The following is a 17,148-nucleotide window of genomic DNA, read 5'->3' as shown; positions in this document are numbered from 1 at the left end:
CAGTACAGGCCGCTTGGATACGTGTGCTGCGGGCGAACGGACAAAAAAAACGGCACCCGCAGGTGCCGTTTTCTACGTCGCCCTCTTCCAGCGGTTCCGACCGCTCCACCAAGCAAAACCCATGGGGACAGGCACGGATCTTCAGGTCGGGAGACCTGAAATCCGTGCCTGTCCCCGGTATTACTCGCGCCGGCGAAAAAAAAACGGCACCCGAGGGTGCCGTTTTCATTTGAAGCAGAGGGAGAAGCTTACGCCTCGCCACCCTCGTCCTGCGAGATGGTCGACGTCTCGATCGCCTCGACGTCCGCACCGCTCATCGCTGCGCGCTCGGCTTGCAGCAGGGCGTTGCGTTCTTCGGCTTCCCAGACTTCCTTCTCGCGACGGGCGCGGTGGAAGGCCAGGCCCGTGCCGCCAGGGATCAGGCGGCCGACGATGACGTTTTCCTTCAGGCCGCGCAGACCGTCGCGCTTAGCCCTATTGCCGCTTCCGTCAGGACGCGCGTGGTTTCCTGGAACGATGCGGCCGAGATGAACGAGTCGGTCGACAGCGATGCCTTGGTAATACCCAGCAGCACGCGCTTTTTGTTTCCTGTACGTTGCCGGCAGCTTGCCGGCAGCGATGACCTTGTCGTTCTCTTCCAGCAGCTCCGAACGCTCCACCTTCGCCTGCGATGTAGTCGGTGTCGATCGGCTCGGGTGTCTGCACGCGGCGCAGCATCTGGCGCACGATCACTTCGATGTGCTTGTCGTTGATCTTCACGCCCTGCAGACGGTAGACGTCCTGCACTTCGTCGACGATGTCACGCGCTAACGCACCGATTACTTTATGGATGACCTAGAGTCGGCGGACTATATAGTCAAGCCGTATTATCCATATCTCTCGAGCTTGTAACGCGGCGTTATCCCAAGCGTATCATTCGCGATCTTCTCCGCTATTGATTCCCACCGCAACACCAATCAGTTGTATTGCCCCCTATATGGAGGCCTAATATAATCCTTCGACAAATAATGATTTTCCAGCATCTGAACAAAAGACTCCAAAATCCGACTTATTGCCTGATAGCGGATAACTAGCTCATCTGATCGTCCGGTACTTCCAACAACAATCGCGGTATTCCTACCATGGGCAACCTGATTTCTTTTTTCCACGACCTCATCAAGATAAAGTTCATCTGCATGATTCCGGTTATAAAGCTGAGATGCACCAAGATATTCCGCTATCATCTTCAATATTTTAGACTTCGGATTCTGGAGTTGATCTTCGAATACACCACTATTTATCTGACACACCTCAGAAGATTCAACGAACGCCCCGAACTCGACACGTTTTTTCCACTTCTGCTCTGACGTGCGCAATGACGTAAACATAGAATCAAACGCCGCCGGATAGAAGTTCCCGGAAAAATGATTATAGCTTATGCCTAAAGAGTTTATTAGAGTGAAGTACTGGACCACTGACTCATTTACTGACCGCTCATATGCACCGTAGAGGCTCACAAAAAATAGCCCACGGACCATCTTAATCTCATCAATATCGATTGGCGGCGTGGCGCTAGATTCGTTATGCTTTATATAAAGCCAGAGCTTGTGCACTTCGGATAGCCGATTAGTAATAGCGGCACGCTCGATCGCCATATTTTCACACCGCATCCTTAACGAAATTTATCCGAGATAGAACCATACGCCGGCTATTTGTCGCCCCAGTGGTTAGTTTTTTCAAGTCCGGGTTATCTGCCAGCTTCGCCAGTTTCCTAACGGATATAGGTTTCTTGGCTTTCATAGCTAAGGCAGTTCCTACCGCCAAAGCCTCATACAAGTTTGCGGCAGTGATTGACGATTGGCCGCGGGTAATTCCATTCGGATAAGCTTCGGCTAAAGTAGAAAAGACGCGTTTGAAAAGCGCGACCTTTGTGGCCGCCGGGCCTTTTGATGCGTGAGCTTTCATATAATCGTTTAGGAACTCCTTGACACTGTGATCAAAGTTAGAATGATTATCATAATAAGCAAAGAACCGTAGGACGTACTCCTCCGCCATACCATTTTTCTGCGACGCGTCGTTCAGTTTTACAGCCTTCACAAATTCCTCACTCTGCGACAATAACTTGAGGGACTCGTTAAACTTCCCGCGGAAAATACAGTTCCTAATTTCCTGATTTGTAAGAGAGACGCCGCCAGTATTCAGCCGCTCGAACAAATCGAATCGAACGTTCATATCACTTTTGTCGTTCAGCACGGTAACACGGATTGGCCTGGTCATAAACATCAATTGCATAGACTTTGCCAGTTCCGCGTAAGTACCGTGATTTAAGCCCGACAATTTTTCCAAGTTAGCAATTACTAGTGAATGCTTTCGATTGATTTTCTTTAATTGTGCGGGATCGTCTGAGGCAAAGTGTACAATGGTTGACAATCGTTGAACTCCATCAACAATTTCCCACGTGGCATCAGGATTTGTCGCCATAAACAAACTCGGAACTGGGATGCCAAGCAAGATTGACTCAATCAATTCTGACTCTCGGTCAACGGGCCAGACGAATTGGCGCTGATATTCAGGCGGAACGAATATGTTTCCCTCTAAAAACATATCATACAGCTGCCGGACAGTCATATCATAACTATCAAACGACACAAGTCGACGTTCGCTCTCTAATTGCTGTTGTAGTTCATTTATGTTTATTTTGTCGTTCATTCTTTACTCCTATAGTTGATGCATAAGGCACTTACATAGCAACGCATACGTCTACCACTTTGGTGATAGGCAATGTGCCGAAGCCGTAGGCTATTAATTTAGGACGCAATAAATGCAAAAAAACGGCACCCGCAGGTGCCGTTTTCATTCACATCAGAGAGAAGAAGCTTACGCCTCGCCGCCCTCGTCCTGCGAGATGGTCGACGTCTCGATCGCCTCGACGTCCGCACCGCTCATCGCTGCGCGCTCGGCTTGCAGCAGGGCGTTGCGTTCTTCGGCTTCCCAGACTTCCTTCTCGCGACGGGCGCGGTGGAAGGCCAGGCCCGTACCGCCAGGGATCAGGCGGCCGACGATGACGTTTTCCTTCAGGCCGCGCAGACCGTCGCGCTTGCCCATGATCGCCGCTTCCGTCAGGACGCGCGTGGTTTCCTGGAACGATGCGGCCGAGATGAACGAATCGGTCGACAGCGATGCCTTCGTAATACCCAGCAGCACGTTCTCGTACGTCGCCGGCAGCTTGCCCGCGGCGATGACCTTGTCGTTCTCTTCCAGCAGCTCCGAACGCTCCACCTGCTCGCCGACGATGTAGTCGGTGTCGCCGGCGTTGGTGATCTGCACGCGGCGCAGCATCTGGCGCACGATCACTTCGATGTGCTTGTCGTTGATCTTCACGCCCTGCAGACGGTAGACGTCCTGCACTTCGTCGACGATGTAACGTGCCAGCGCTTCGATACCCAGCAGGCGCAGGATGTCCTGTGGATCGGCCGGGCCGTCCACGATCATCTCGCCCTTGTTCACGACTTGGCCGTCGTGGACCAGGACCTGCTTGTCCTTGGTGATCAGGAACTCGTGCTTGTTGCCGTCCATGTCCGTGATTTCCAGACGCTGCTTGCCCTTCGTTTCCTTGCCGAAGGCCACCGTACCGGTGACTTCCGCCAGCATGCCCGCGTCTTTCGGCGAACGGGCTTCGAACAGCTCGGCAACGCGCGGCAGACCACCGGTAATGTCGCGGGTCTTCTGCGATTCCGTCGGGATACGCGCCAGGACTTCACCGACCGACACTTGCTGGCCGTCTTTCACCATGATCAGCGCGCCGACCTGGAAGCCGATCGCCACGGCGTGTTCCGTGCCGGCGATCTTCACTTCGTGGCCGTCGTCGTTCAGCAGTTTCACCTGCGGACGCATCGTCTTGGTCAGCGAACCGCGACGCTTCGCATCGATCACGACCAGGGTTGCCAGGCCGGTGACTTCGTCGACCTGACGGGCCACCGTGACGCCTTCTTCCACATTCTCGAAGCGCACCGTACCGGCGTACTCGGTAATGATCGGACGGGTCAGCGGGTCCCACGTCGCCAGCGGCGTGCCGGCCTTGATCGCCATGCCATCCTTGACGATCAGCGTGGCGCCGTACGGCACCTTGTGACGCTCGCGCTCGCGGCCGTGGTCGTCGGTGATCAGCACTTCGCCGGAACGGGAAATGACGATCTGCGCGCCCTTGCCGTTCGTGACGTAACGCATCGTGGCCGTGAAGCGCACGGTACCGTTCGACTTGGCTTCGACGGACGAGGCCACCGCTGCACGCGACGCCGCACCACCGATGTGGAACGTACGCATCGTCAGCTGGGTACCCGGCTCACCGATCGACTGTGCCGCGACAACACCGACGGCTTCGCCGGAGTTGACCAGCATGCCGCGGCCCAGGTCGCGGCCGTAGCACTTGGCGCACAGGCCGTAACGCGTGTCGCAGGTCAGCGGCGTGCGGACCTTGACTTCGTCGATGCCCATGCGTTCGATGTCCTCGACCATGTCTTCGTCCAGCAGCGTGCCGGCTTCGTACACCGTTTCCTGGGTTTCAGGATTGACGATGTCGGTGCCCGCCACGCGGCCCAGGATACGGTCGCGCAGGGCTTCGATGACTTCACCGCCCTCGACCATGGCCTTCATCTGCGTGCCGTTGGACGTGCCGCAATCGTCTTCGATCACGACCAGATCCTGCGTCACGTCGACCAGACGACGGGTCAGGTAACCCGAGTTTGCCGTCTTCAGTGCCGTATCGGCCAGACCTTTACGAGCGCCGTGGGTCGAGATGAAGTACTGCAGAACGTTCAGGCCTTCGCGGAAGTTTGCCGTAATCGGCGTCTCGATAATCGAGCCGTCCGGTTTCGCCATCAGACCACGCATACCGGCCAGCTGGCGGATCTGTGCTGCCGAACCACGGGCGCCCGAGTCGGCCATCATGTAAATCGCGTTGAACGATTCCTGGGTCGTCTGGGTGCCGTCGCGCTTGACGACGTCTTCCACTTTCAGCTGGTCCATCATGGCCTTGCCGACTTCGTCCGAGGTCTTGCCCCAGATGTCGACGACCTTGTTGTAACGCTCGCCGGCGGTGACCAGACCCGAGGCGTACTGCTGCTCGATCTGCTTCACCTCCGATTCGGCCGTCGCGATCAGCGACTTCTTGACGTCCGGCACCAGCATGTCGTCCACGCAGATCGAGATACCGGCGCGCGTTGCCAGGCGGAAGCCCGACTGCATCAGCTGGTCGGCAAACACGACGGTCGCACGCAGGCCGCACTTGCGGAACGACGTGTTGATCAGCTTCGAGATTTCCTTCTTCTTCAGGGAGCGGTTCAGCACGCTGAACGGCAGGCCCTTCGGCAGGATCTCGGACAGGATGGCGCGGCCGACCGTCGTTTCGTAGCGGGTCAGCGTACGGACGAACTCGCCCGTCGCCGGATCGCGTGGATTCTCGACGATACGCACGGTGATGCGCGTGGCCAGCTCGACTTCCTTGTTGTCGTACGCACGGATCACTTCCGAGACGTCCGGGAACAGCATGCCTTCGCCCTTGGCGTTGATCGCCTCGCGCGTCGCGTAGTACAGACCCAGCACGATATCCTGGGACGGCACGATCGACGGTTCGCCGTTCGACGGGAACAGGATGTTGTTCGACGCCAGCATCAGCGTACGCGCTTCCATCTGTGCTTCGATCGACAGCGGCACGTGGACAGCCATCTGGTCACCGTCGAAGTCGGCGTTGAACGCCGCGCAGACCAGCGGGTGCAGCTGGATGGCTTTACCTTCGATCAGCACCGGCTCGAACGCCTGGATACCCAGGCGGTGCAGCGTTGGTGCACGGTTCAGCATGATCGGGTGTTCGCGGATCACGTCTTCCAGGATGTCCCAGACCACCGGTTCCTGGATCTCGACCAGCTTCTTGGCCGCCTTGATCGTCGTCGCCAGGCCCATCAGTTCGAGCTTGTTGAAGATGAATGGCTTGAACAGTTCGAGAGCCATCAGCTTCGGCAGGCCGCACTGGTGCAGTTTCAGCTGCGGACCCACCACGATGACCGAACGGCCCGAGTAGTCGACGCGCTTGCCCAGCAAGTTCTGACGGAAACGACCGCCCTTACCCTTGATCATCTCGGCCAGCGACTTCAGCGGACGCTTGTTGGCGCCGGTCATCGCCTTGCCGCGACGGCCGTTGTCCAGCAGCGAGTCCACTGCTTCCTGCAGCATGCGCTTCTCGTTACGCGTAATGATTTCCGGCGCGCGCAGTTCCATCAGGCGCTTCAGGCGGTTATTACGGTTGATGACGCGGCGGTACAGGTCGTTCAGGTCGGACGTGGCGAAACGGCCGCCATCCAGCGGGACCAGCGGGCGCAGTTCCGGCGGCAGCACCGGCAGCACTTCCATGATCATCCACTCGGGCTTGATGCCCGAACGCTGGAACGCTTCCAGCACTTTCAGGCGCTTGGCGTATTTCTTGATCTTCGCTTCGGACTTCGATTCCTTCAGCTCGACGCGCAGCGTCTCGGCATCGCGGTGGATGTCGATCGAGCGCAGCAGTTCACGGATGCCCTCGGCGCCCATGTACGCGGTGAAGTCGTCGCCGTACTCTTCGTACTTGGCGGCGTAGTCGTCTTCCGACATGATCTGGCACTTCTTCAGCGGGGTCATGCCAGGATCGGTCACGACGTATGCTTCGAAGTACAGCACGCGTTCGATATCGCGCAGCGTCATGTCCAGGACCATGCCCAGGCGCGACGGCAGCGACTTCAGGAACCAGATGTGCGCGGTCGGCGAGGCCAGCTCGATGTGGCCCATGCGCTCACGGCGCACCTTCGCCAGCGTGACTTCGACGCCGCACTTCTCGCAGATGACGCCGCGGTGCTTCAGGCGCTTGTACTTGCCGCACAGGCACTCGTAGTCCTTGATCGGGCCAAAGATTTTTGCGCAGAACAGGCCGTCGCGTTCCGGCTTGAACGTACGGTAGTTGATGGTTTCCGGCTTCTTGACTTCGCCGTAGGACCACGAACGGATTTTTTCAGGCGAGGCGAGACCGATCTTGATCGCGTCAAAGGTCTCGTTCGTCTGTACTTGCTTGAATAGATCGAGCAGGGCTTTCATCGTATCACTCCAGGTAGTGATGAATTCTTCAGTTTTCTCCCGCGGTTTCAGGCCGCGGGCCGTGCTAGCGTTTCAGCCCCAACTGCAAAACCTGGGGTCGGACCCGGCGGGTCCGACCCCGGCATCTGCCGTTGGGGTCGGCGTTTGCCGTTAGGTGCGTTCCAGGTCGATATCGATACCCAGGGAACGGATCTCTTTCACCAGCACGTTGAACGATTCCGGCATGCCGGCTTCGATCACGTGGTCGCCCTTGACGAGGTTTTCGTACACTTTGGTACGGCCATTCACGTCATCGGACTTCACGGTCAGCATTTCTTGCAGCACGTACGATGCGCCGTACGCTTCCAGTGCCCACACCTCCATCTCACCGAAGCGCTGGCCACCGAACTGGGCTTTACCGCCCAGTGGCTGCTGCGTCACCAGCGAGTATGGGCCGGTCGAACGGGCGTGCATCTTGTCGTCGACCAGGTGGTGCAGTTTCAGCATGTGCATCACGCCGACAGTCACCTTGCGCTCGAACGCTTCGCCGGTGCGGCCGTCGTACATCGTGACCTGATTCTTCGACGGGGTCATGCCCAGCTTCGTCGCGATCTCGTCAGGGTACGCCAGGTCCAGCATGCGGCGGATTTCCGATTCGTGCGCACCGTCGAACACCGGCGTCGCGAACGGCACACCCTTCTTCAGGTTGTGCGCCAGGTTCATGATCTCTTCGTCGCTGAACGAAGCGATGTCTTCCTTGGTACCGGACTCGTTGTACACGGTCGTCAGGTACTTGCGCATCTCTTCGACCTTGATCTGCTGTGCCAGCATTTCGCCGATACGGATGCCCAGGCCCTTGGCAGCCCAGCCCAAGTGCGTTTCCAGGATCTGACCCACGTTCATTCGGGAAGGAACGCCCAGCGGGTTCAGCACGACGTCGGCCGGCGTACCGTCGGCCATGTACGGCATGTCTTCCACCGGCACGATCCGCGAGACCACACCCTTGTTACCGTGGCGGCCTGCCATCTTGTCGCCCGACTGCAGGCGGCGCTTGACGGCCAGGTAGACCTTGACCATCTTCTGCACGCCAGGCTGCAGCTCGTCGCCCTGCGTCAGCTTCTTGCGCTTCTCTTCGAAGGCCAGGTCGAACTGGTGGCGCTTCTCGGCGATCGATTCCTTGATCGCTTCCAGGGCCGTGGCCGCATCGTCGTCCGCCGGACGGATGTCGAACCAGTGGTACTTGTCCAGGTCGGCCAGGTATTCCTTGGTGATCGCAGCACCCTTCGCCAGCTTCTTCGGACCGCCGTTGACGACTTTACCGATCAGCATCTTTTCCAGACGCTGGAAGGCATCGCCCTCGACGATACGCATCTGGTCGTTCAGGTCCAGGCGGTAGCGCTTCAGCTCGTCGTCGATGATCTGCTGGGCGCGCTTGTCGCGCGGGATGCCTTCGCGGGTGAACACCTGCACGTCGATGACGGTACCGACCATGCCCGAAGGCACGCGCAGCGACGTGTCTTTCACGTCGGAGGCTTTTTCGCCGAAGATCGCGCGCAGCAGCTTCTCTTCCGGCGTCAGTTGCGTTTCGCCCTTCGGCGTCACTTTACCGACCAGCGTGTCGCCGGCCTGCACTTCGGCGCCGATGTACACGATGCCGGATTCGTCCAGGCGAGCCAGCTGGTTTTCGGCCAGGTTCGAAATGTCGCGGGTGATTTCTTCCGCGCCCAGTTTGGTGTCACGAGCAACGACGGACAGTTCTTCGATGTGGATCGACGTGTAACGGTCGTCCTTGACGACGTTTTCCGAGATCAGGATCGAATCCTCGAAGTTCAGACCATTCCATGGCATGAACGCCACGGTCATGTTCTGGCCCAGTGCCAGTTCGCCCAAGTCGGTCGATGCGCCGTCGGCGATGACGTCGCCCTTGGCCACGCGGTCGCCCACCTTGACGATCGGACGCTGGTTGATGTTCGTGTTCTGGTTCGAACGGGTGTACTTGATCAGGTTGTAGATGTCGACACCGACTTCGCCAGCTTGCGCTTCTTCGTCGTTGACGCGAATCACCACACGGCCCGCATCGATGTAGTCCACCACGCCGCCACGCAGCGCCTGCACGGTCGTGCCGGAGTCGACTGCCACGGTACGTTCGATACCGGTACCGACCAGCGCCTTTTCAGGACGCAGGCAAGGCACGGCCTGGCGCTGCATGTTGGCGCCCATCAGTGCACGGTTCGCGTCATCGTGTTCCAGGAACGGAATCAGCGAGGCAGCGACGGAAACGATCTGGCCTGGCGCCACGTCCATGTACTGGATACGCTCTGGCGACACGAGGATCGTTTCGCCGGCTTCACGGGCCGACACCAGTTCGTCGTCCAGCTGGCCTTCTTCATTGATCCGGGCATTTGCCTGGGCAATGATGTAGCGGCCTTCTTCGATCGCGGACAGGTAGTCGATCTTGTCGGTGACCTTCGAATTCTCGACCTTGCGGTACGGGGTTTCCAGGAAACCGTATTCGTTCAGGCGGGCGTACAGTGCCAGCGAGTTGATCAGGCCGATGTTCGGACCTTCCGGCGTTTCGATCGGGCAGACGCGGCCGTAGTGGGTCGGGTGCACGTCGCGCACCTCGAAGCCGGCGCGTTCGCGCGTCAGGCCGCCCGGGCCCAGTGCGGAAACACGGCGCTTGTGGGTGATCTCGGACAGCGGGTTGGTCTGGTCCATGAACTGGGACAGCTGCGACGAACCGAAGAACTCGCGGATCGCGGCCGAGATCGGCTTGCTGTTGATCAGGTCATGCGGCATCAGGTTGTCGGCTTCGGCCTGGCCCAGGCGTTCCTTGACGGCACGCTCGACACGCACGAGACCGGCGCGGAACTGGTTTTCGGCCAGTTCGCCCACGCAACGGACGCGACGGTTACCCAGGTGATCGATATCGTCGACTTCGCCGCGGCCATTGCGCAGCTCGACCAGGATCTTGATCACGGCCAGCACGTCTTCGTTCGACAGCGTCATGGCGCCCGTCAGTTCGTCACGGCCGATGCGGCGGTTGAACTTCATGCGGCCCACGGCGGACAGGTCGTAACGGTCGGCGCTGTAGAACAGGCCGTTGAACAGCGCTTCGACCGACTCTTCGGTCGGCGGTTCGCCAGGACGCATCATGCGGTAGATCGCGATGCGGGCGGCGGTCTGGTCGGCGGTGTCGTCGATGCGCAGCGTCTGCGAGATGTACGCGCCCTGGTCCAGGTCGTTGGTGTACAGCGTCTGGATCGCGGAGATGTTCGAATCGCGCAGGCGGTTCAGGACTTCTTCGGTCAGCTCGTCGTTGGCCGATGCGACCACTTCGCCCGTTTCCGGATCGACGATGTTCTTGGCCAGCACGCGGCCCAGCAGGTAGTCTTCCGGCACGGAGATGTGGGCGATGCCGGCGGCTTCGATTTCACGGACGTGCTTGGCGTTGATGCGCTTGTCCTTCGTGACGATCGTCTTGCCGTCCTTCGGATTGACGATGTCGAAGCGCGCGACTTCACCGCGCAAGCGTTCGGCGACGAATTCCATCTCGCCGCCTTCCGAGCGCAGGTTGAAATTGTCGAACACGAAGAAGTTCGCCAGGATCTGTTCCGGCGTCATGCCGATGGCCTTCAGCAGGATCGACACGGGCATCTTGCGGCGACGGTCGACGCGGAAGTACAGGATGTCCTTCGGATCGAACTCGAAGTCCAGCCACGAGCCGCGGTAAGGAATGATACGGGCCGAGAACAGCAGCTTGCCGGACGAGTGCGTCTTGCCGCGGTCGTGTTCGAAGAACACGCCCGGGGAACGGTGCAGCTGCGAAACGATCACGCGCTCGGTACCGTTGATCACGAACGAACCGGTGGTCGTCATCAGGGGCAGTTCGCCCATGTAGACTTCCTGTTCCTTCATTTCCTTGACGACCGGCTTGGTCGGCGATTCCTTGTCCAGGATCACGAGGCGCACTTTCGCGCGCAGCGGCGATGCGAAGGTCAGGCCACGGAGTTGGCACTCTTTCACGTCAAACGCAGGGTCGCCCAACACGTACGACAGGAATTCCAGGCGTGCGAAACCGTTGTGCGAAACGATCGGGAAGATGGAAGTGAAGGCCGATTGCAGGCCTTCGTTCTTGCGGGAGGCAACCGGAGTGTGCTCCTGCAGGAAGTTTTCGTAAGACTCGAGCTGGGTCGCCAGCAGGAACGGAACGTTGTGGACGTTGGCGCGTTTCGCGAATGATTTGCGAATGCGTTTCTTCTCAGTAAATGAGTAGTGCATGGACACTCCGTGAGTGACAGGAAAGGATAGAAAATTCAGGTTTCAGCTTGTATGCTTGTGTCACCATGTCATACAGGCGAAACCTCAAGGCACTACCTTTTCAGGCCAGGACGACAAAAAAACGGGCAAGAACGGGGTAAAACGACAACAAATACGACAGAGACGACAAAGGAGCCAAAGCCGGACCTCCTCCCTTCCGGAAGGAAATCCGCAGCTTTGGCTCAGGCGCTAAAGGATGCCGGCGCCGGTAATACTAAATTACTTCAGGTCGGCCTTGGCGCCAGCTTCTTCCAGCTTCTTCTTAGCGGCTTCAGCGTCGGCTTTCGACAGGGCTTCCTTCACGGTCTTCGGTGCGCCGTCAACCACGTCTTTGGCTTCTTTCAGGCCCAGACCGGTGATTTCACGAACTGCCTTGATGACGCCGACTTTGTTCGCGCCGACTTCGGTCAGCACCAGGTTGAACTCGGTCTGCTCTTCAACAGCAGCAGCGGCAGCGCCGCCGCCAGCTGCAGGAGCTGCCATTGCAGCTGCCGACACGCCGAACTTTTCTTCGAAAGCCTTGACCAGGTCGTTCAGGTCCATCACGGACATTTCGGACACTGCGTTCAGGATATCGTCTTTGCTAATTGCCATTTGAAACTCCTAATTGATTTGTATGCTACAGAATTGATTACTTGACGAACGCACTGCAAACTTAGGCAGCTGCGGTTTCTTCCGCTGCAGGAGCAGCTTCCGAACCTTCGCTCTTCTTGGCTGCCAGAGCAGCCAGACCACGTGCAAAGCCCGATACCGGTGCCAGCATAACGCCCAACAGCTGCGAGATGAGGACTTCACGGCTTGGAATGCTCGCCAGTGCAGTCACGCCAGCTACGTCGAGCTGCTTGCCTGCATAGTTACCTGCCTTGATGACCAGCTTGTCGTTGGTCTTGGCGAAGTCGTTGATGACTTTCGCTGCGGCCACGGCGTCATCCGAGATCGAGTAGATCAGCGGACCGGTCATTGCGTCGGACAGGTTGGCGAACTGCGTGCCTTCGACAGAGCGACGAGCCAGCGTGTTCTTCAGAACACGCAGGTATACGCCCTGGGCACGCGCGGTTGCACGGAGTTTCGTCAAGTGAGCAACCTGGATGCCACGGTACTCAGCCACGACGATCGTTTGCGCAGTTGCTACTTTTGCGGAAACTTCGGCGACGACGGCCTTTTTGTCATTCAGATTGAGACCCACGGTCAATCTCCTTAAAAGACACAGGAGGATTCCTGCATCGGTTTCGAACAACGGCGTCCGAGGTTAGGAGTCCAATGGACTGCAAAACTTGTTCGGGTACACCATCTGCGTTGGGCGCCGGCTTGCGCCTGCAATTAACCGGAAACCTGCCTGCTGCTTCCAGCCCAACGGTCTTTGATTGCCTGGCAGGCACTTGCGCACCTGCCAGCCCAAAGATGTGCCCGGCTAGTGTTTCGCCGGGGCTTGATTCTTACTTAAGCAGCCAGGGTGCCGTGGTCGACACGCACGCCTGCGCCCATCGTCGAGGACAGCGATACCTTGCGCAGGTAGATGCCTTTCGACGAAGCAGGCTTGGCCTTGTTCAGGGCTTCGATCAGAGCGACCAGGTTGGTCTTCAGATCGGCGTCGCTGAACGACTTGCGGCCGATGGTGGCGTGGATGATACCGGCCTTGTCGGTACGGTACTGCACCTGGCCTGCCTTGGCGTTCTTGACAGCGGTTGCGACGTCAGGCGTCACGGTGCCGACTTTCGGGTTCGGCATCAGGCCGCGTGGGCCCAGGATCTGGCCCAGGGTACCGACGATACGCATCGTGTCTGGCGAAGCGATGACGATGTCGAACGGCATGTCGCCGGCCTTCACGCGTTCTGCCAGGTCTTCCATGCCGACCACGTCGGCGCCGGCTGCCTTGGCAGCTTCAGCCTTGTCGCCGGAAGCGAACACGGCGACGCGAACGGTCTTGCCGGTGCCTGCTGGCAGCACGACGGAGCCGCGAACGACCTGGTCCGACTTCTTCGGATCCACGCCCAGCTGGACGGACACGTCGATCGATTCATTGAACTTGGCGGTGGCCAGTTCCTTGATCAGGGCGACAGCGTTGTCGAACGGGTACACTTTGGTACGGTCTACTTTAGCCTTGATGGCTTGTGCGCGCTTGGACAGTTTTGCCATGATCAGATACCCTCAACGGTGATGCCCATCGAACGAGCCGAACCGGCGATGGTGCGCACAGCGGCTTCCAGATCGGCGGCGGTCAGGTCAGGGGTCTTCAGTTTTGCAATTTCTTCCGCTTGTGCGCGGGTCAGCGTGCCAACCTTGTCAGTATGTGGCTTCGGCGAACCTTTTTGCACGCCCGAGTGCTTCTTGATCAGGAACGTCGCAGGAGGCGTCTTCATCACGAACGTGAAGGACTTGTCCGCGAAGGCGGTGATCACCACAGGGATCGGCATGCCTGGTTCCATACCTTGGGTCTGCGCGTTGAAGGCCTTGCAGAATTCCATGATGTTCAGACCGCGCTGACCCAGTGCTGGGCCGATCGGAGGGGATGGGTTTGCCTTACCAGCTGGAACTTGCAGCTTGATAAAGCCAATGATTTTCTTTGCCATGATGGCTTTCCTATCGTTGGATTTGAGTGGTAGCGCCCCGCCGGTACTTCATGGCAGGGCTCCTCGGGTGGATTCTCCGGCTGACCGGAACGCTCCGTAGGGCGCTTAAACTTTTTCGACTTGACCGAACTCGAGTTCGACGGGAGTCGCGCGGCCGAAGATGGTGACCGAGACGCGCACTTTGGACTTTTCGTAGTTGACTTCTTCCACGTTGCCGTTGAAGTCGGTGAACGGGCCATCCTTGATGCGGACTTGCTCGCCCACTTCGTACAGCACTTTCGGCCGTGGCTTTTCCACGCCTTCCTGCATCTGCGTCATGATCTTTTCGATCTCGCGGGCAGGAATCGGGGTTGGCTTGTTCGACTTGCCGCCGATGAAGCCGGTGACCTTGGCGGTGTTCTTCACCAGGTGCCAGGTCTCATCCGTCATTTCCATTTCCACCAGCACGTAGCCCGGGAAGAAACGGCGCTCGGTAACGGACTTCTGGCCGTTCTTCACTTCCACGACTTCTTCGGTCGGGACGAGAATCTGGCCGAACTGATCTTGCATGCCGGCGCGCTCGACGCGCTCCGTCAGCGCACGCTGCACACTTTTCTCCATGCCGGAATAAGCATGCACAACGTACCAGCGCTTGTTGCTGACTGGCACGCTGAGCGGAGCGCCGGACTCTTGCGCCGGAGCGTCGCCCGGTACGGGCTCGCCGGATACGTCGTCTTGCACGTTTTCGCTCATTATTTTTTCCAACCCAGGATTACGTCGTACAACAGGAATTCCAACAGCTTGTCGGTGCCCCACAGGAACACAGCCATCACCAGCACAAAGCCGAAGACCAGCATCGTGATCTGGGTTGCTTCTTTACGCGTCGGCCAGACGACCTTCTTGGTTTCGCGAACGGATTCCTTCGCAAAATTGAGGAAATCGCGACCAGAGGCGGAGGTGTAAGCAATGCCGACGGAAATAAGCAAACCAACCACAAGCGCAGCTGCCCGCACCAGGGTTGGTTGACCTGCCAGAATGAAGAATCCGGCTACGCCTGCAATCGCTGCAACCACCGCCAACACGACCTTGAGCTTATCGCCGGACGTGCTAACGGTTTGCACGGATTGATTAGACATTCGTTTTTACTTTCGGTGCCCTGCACCTGAATTCGGTGGCAGGGGCGGAGGGCATCGAACCCCCAACCTTCGGTTTTGGAGACCGACGCTCTGCCAATTGAGCTACGCCCCTACGTAAAACACTACAGTGGAATCCGTTATTCTAGCACCCAACCGGGGTTGGGCGCTAGTCCTGCTTGGCAGGATTCCTGTTTCGGGCGATTAGCCCAGGATCTTGGCAACGACGCCAGCACCCACGGTACGGCCACCTTCGCGGATAGCGAAGCGCAGACCTTCTTCCATCGCGATCGGGTTGATCAGCTTGACGGTGATCGACACGTTATCGCCTGGCATGACCATTTCCTTGTCCGCTGGCAGTTCGATCGAACCGGTCACGTCCGTCGTACGGAAGTAGAACTGTGGACGGTAGTTGTTGAAGAACGGGGTGTGACGGCCGCCTTCGTCTTTCGACAGAACGTAGATCTCGCCCGTGAAGTGGTTGTGCGGCTTGATCGAGCCTGGCTTCGCCAGAACCTGACCACGCTGGACGTCTTCACGCTTGGTGCCGCGCAGCAGCAGACCGACGTTGTCGCCGGCTTGACCCTGGTCCAGCAGCTTGCGGAACATTTCCACGCCGGTGCAGGTGGTCTTGACGGTATCGATGATGCCGACGATTTCGATCTCTTCGCCGACCTTGATGATGCCGCGCTCGACACGACCCGTGACCACGGTACCGCGGCCGGAGATCGAGAACACGTCTTCCACTGGCATCAGGAAGGCGCCGTCCACAGCGCGCTCAGGCGTTGGGATGTAGCTGTCCAGTGCATCGGCCAGACGGATGATGCAGTCTTCGCCCATTTCGCCTGGCTGGCCTTCCAGCGCCATACGTGCCGAACCCTTGATGATTGGCAGGTCGTCGCCTGGGAATTCGTACTTCGACAGCAGCTCGCGCACTTCCATTTCGACCAGTTCCAGCAGCTCTGCGTCGTCGACCAGGTCGCACTTGTTCAGGAACACGATGATGTAAGGAACGCCAACCTGACGGGCCAGCAGGATGTGCTCGCGGGTCTGTGGCATCGGGCCGTCGGCAGCGGAGCACACCAGGATCGCGCCGTCCATCTGGGCAGCACCGGTAATCATGTTCTTGATGTAGTCGGCGTGGCCTGGGCAGTCAACGTGCGCGTAGTGACGGGCAGCCGTTTCGTACTCGACGTGGGCGGTGTTGATGGTGATGCCGCGTGCTTTTTCTTCCGGTGCAGCGTCGATCTGGTCGTAGGCTTTCGCTTCGCCGCCGAATTTCTTCGACAGAACGGTTGCGATTGCAGCGGTCAGGGTGGTCTTGCCATGGTCAACGTGACCGATGGTGCCAACGTTCACGTGCGGTTTAGTCCGCTCGAACTTTTCTTTTGCCATTTTAGACTCCTAACAATTTTAAGATATTGCTGGGCACGCGCCCGACTGTCAGATGATGTATTGCGTAACTGGATACTACGCTGCGTACTGCGAATTCTGGTGCCCTTGACGTGGATTGAACACGTGGCCTCTCCCTTACCAAGGGAGTGCTCTACCACTGAGCTACAAGGGCTTTTTTACTGCTGATGTACTACTGATATGTACTGCTAGCGATATTAACTACCGGCTGCAACAAAACTGGAGCGGGTGAAGGGAATCGAACCCTCGTCTTAAGCTTGGAAGGCTTCAGCTCTACCATTGAGCTACACCCGCGAGGTTCCGTTTCACTACACTGTCACTCAGTTTCCTTGCAAAAACTTGGTGGAGGGGACTGGATTCGAACCAGTGTACTCATAAGAGGGCAGATTTACAGTCTGCTGCCTTTAACCACTCGGCCACCCCTCCGCGAGGAACCGCAGAGTATGAAGCATAAAATCAAAACTGTCAACGCCTTGACACAAACATCTTTGTGTCTCGCAGCTAACTGTCTGCTTCGGGGCGAGATTGTAGCGGCTCCCCCTGCACAATTGCAAGGGTTGTTTTTGCGAGTTCATCAAAAATCTTGCCGGGCCTGATTCCATGCGGCTTCCCGGCCATTAAAAATCTTTCCCACGCTCCTTTCGTTGCCTGCGTTG

At 58.1% G+C, this 17,148-nt stretch carries 11 protein-coding genes, 4 tRNA genes and 1 pseudogene; all 16 read right to left on the bottom strand.

Annotation, left to right across the window (positions count from 1 at the left end):
- Positions 1–248: 248 nt before the first annotated feature.
- A pseudogene (locus PX653_RS23915) lies at positions 249–819 on the bottom strand (DNA-directed RNA polymerase subunit beta'); the annotation flags it as partial.
- Between the two features lie 137 nt (positions 820–956).
- Positions 957–1,634, bottom strand: coding sequence for an MAE_28990/MAE_18760 family HEPN-like nuclease (locus PX653_RS23910; protein ID WP_277415169.1), 678 nt, complete (start codon positions 1,632–1,634; stop codon positions 957–959).
- 4 nt (positions 1,635–1,638) lie between these two features.
- Entirely contained in the window at positions 1,639–2,688 is a 1,050-nt protein-coding gene (locus PX653_RS23905; RefSeq protein ID WP_277415168.1) for a DUF262 domain-containing protein, read from the bottom strand.
- A gap of 168 nt (positions 2,689–2,856) precedes the next feature.
- Positions 2,857–7,098 (bottom strand): DNA-directed RNA polymerase subunit beta', encoded by a 4,242-nt coding sequence (gene rpoC / locus PX653_RS23900; protein WP_277415167.1) that lies wholly within the window; start codon positions 7,096–7,098, stop codon positions 2,857–2,859.
- A gap of 150 nt (positions 7,099–7,248) precedes the next feature.
- The gene (gene rpoB / locus PX653_RS23895; RefSeq protein ID WP_277415166.1) at positions 7,249–11,358 is read right to left on the bottom strand and encodes a DNA-directed RNA polymerase subunit beta; all 4,110 of its coding nucleotides are present in this window, start codon (positions 11,356–11,358) and stop codon (positions 7,249–7,251) included.
- 258 nt (positions 11,359–11,616) lie between these two features.
- Entirely contained in the window at positions 11,617–11,991 is a 375-nt protein-coding gene (rplL, locus tag PX653_RS23890; protein ID WP_277415165.1) for a 50S ribosomal protein L7/L12, read from the bottom strand.
- Between the two features lie 61 nt (positions 11,992–12,052).
- Positions 12,053–12,583 carry a 50S ribosomal protein L10 gene (rplJ, locus tag PX653_RS23885; protein ID WP_277415164.1) on the bottom strand — a complete coding sequence of 177 codons (531 nt, stop codon included), beginning with the start codon at positions 12,581–12,583 and terminating at the stop codon, positions 12,053–12,055.
- A 254-nt stretch (positions 12,584–12,837) separates the two neighbouring features.
- On the bottom strand, positions 12,838–13,533 hold the full coding sequence (rplA, locus tag PX653_RS23880) for a 50S ribosomal protein L1 (RefSeq protein ID WP_277415163.1): 696 nt from the start codon (positions 13,531–13,533) through the stop codon (positions 12,838–12,840).
- Between the two features lie 2 nt (positions 13,534–13,535).
- Positions 13,536–13,967 carry a 50S ribosomal protein L11 gene (rplK, locus tag PX653_RS23875; RefSeq protein ID WP_112939725.1) on the bottom strand — a complete coding sequence of 144 codons (432 nt, stop codon included), beginning with the start codon at positions 13,965–13,967 and terminating at the stop codon, positions 13,536–13,538.
- A 105-nt stretch (positions 13,968–14,072) separates the two neighbouring features.
- Positions 14,073–14,699 (bottom strand): transcription termination/antitermination protein NusG, encoded by a 627-nt coding sequence (gene nusG / locus PX653_RS23870; protein WP_107144158.1) that lies wholly within the window; start codon positions 14,697–14,699, stop codon positions 14,073–14,075.
- Positions 14,699–15,082 (bottom strand): preprotein translocase subunit SecE, encoded by a 384-nt coding sequence (gene secE / locus PX653_RS23865; RefSeq protein ID WP_277415162.1) that lies wholly within the window; start codon positions 15,080–15,082, stop codon positions 14,699–14,701. The genes nusG and secE overlap by 1 nt, the downstream gene beginning before the upstream one ends.
- A 36-nt stretch (positions 15,083–15,118) precedes the next feature.
- Positions 15,119–15,194, bottom strand: a tRNA-Trp gene (locus PX653_RS23860).
- Positions 15,195–15,283: 89 nt separating this feature from the next.
- Positions 15,284–16,474, bottom strand: coding sequence for an elongation factor Tu (gene tuf / locus PX653_RS23855; RefSeq protein WP_277415161.1), 1,191 nt, complete (start codon positions 16,472–16,474; stop codon positions 15,284–15,286).
- 97 nt (positions 16,475–16,571) lie between these two features.
- Positions 16,572–16,646: transfer RNA gene (locus PX653_RS23850), tRNA-Thr, on the bottom strand.
- Between the two features lie 66 nt (positions 16,647–16,712).
- Positions 16,713–16,786: transfer RNA gene (locus tag PX653_RS23845), tRNA-Gly, on the bottom strand.
- A 46-nt stretch (positions 16,787–16,832) separates the two neighbouring features.
- Positions 16,833–16,918: transfer RNA gene (locus PX653_RS23840), tRNA-Tyr, on the bottom strand.
- Between the last annotated feature and the right edge of the window lie 230 nt (positions 16,919–17,148).

This window comes from Pseudoduganella chitinolytica, assembly GCF_029028125.1.
Classification (GTDB): domain Bacteria; phylum Pseudomonadota; class Gammaproteobacteria; order Burkholderiales; family Burkholderiaceae_D; genus Rugamonas; species Rugamonas chitinolytica.
Note: the sequence above shows the minus strand (reverse complement) of the source record. Positions and strands in the feature narration are given on the sequence as shown.

Coding starts and splice junctions, on each gene's coding strand:
- PX653_RS23910 (WP_277415169.1), bottom strand. CDS start 1,634: ATGGCGATCGAGCGTGCCGCTATTACTAATCGGCTATCCGAAGTGCAC.
- PX653_RS23905 (WP_277415168.1), bottom strand. CDS start 2,688: ATGAACGACAAAATAAACATAAATGAACTACAACAGCAATTAGAGAGC.
- rpoC (WP_277415167.1), bottom strand. CDS start 7,098: ATGAAAGCCCTGCTCGATCTATTCAAGCAAGTACAGACGAACGAGACC.
- rpoB (WP_277415166.1), bottom strand. CDS start 11,358: ATGCACTACTCATTTACTGAGAAGAAACGCATTCGCAAATCATTCGCG.
- rplL (WP_277415165.1), bottom strand. CDS start 11,991: ATGGCAATTAGCAAAGACGATATCCTGAACGCAGTGTCCGAAATGTCC.
- rplA (WP_277415163.1), bottom strand. CDS start 13,533: ATGGCAAAACTGTCCAAGCGCGCACAAGCCATCAAGGCTAAAGTAGAC.
- rplK (WP_112939725.1), bottom strand. CDS start 13,967: ATGGCAAAGAAAATCATTGGCTTTATCAAGCTGCAAGTTCCAGCTGGT.
- nusG (WP_107144158.1), bottom strand. CDS start 14,699: ATGAGCGAAAACGTGCAAGACGACGTATCCGGCGAGCCCGTACCGGGC.
- secE (WP_277415162.1), bottom strand. CDS start 15,082: ATGTCTAATCAATCCGTGCAAACCGTTAGCACGTCCGGCGATAAGCTC.
- tuf (WP_277415161.1), bottom strand. CDS start 16,474: ATGGCAAAAGAAAAGTTCGAGCGGACTAAACCGCACGTGAACGTTGGC.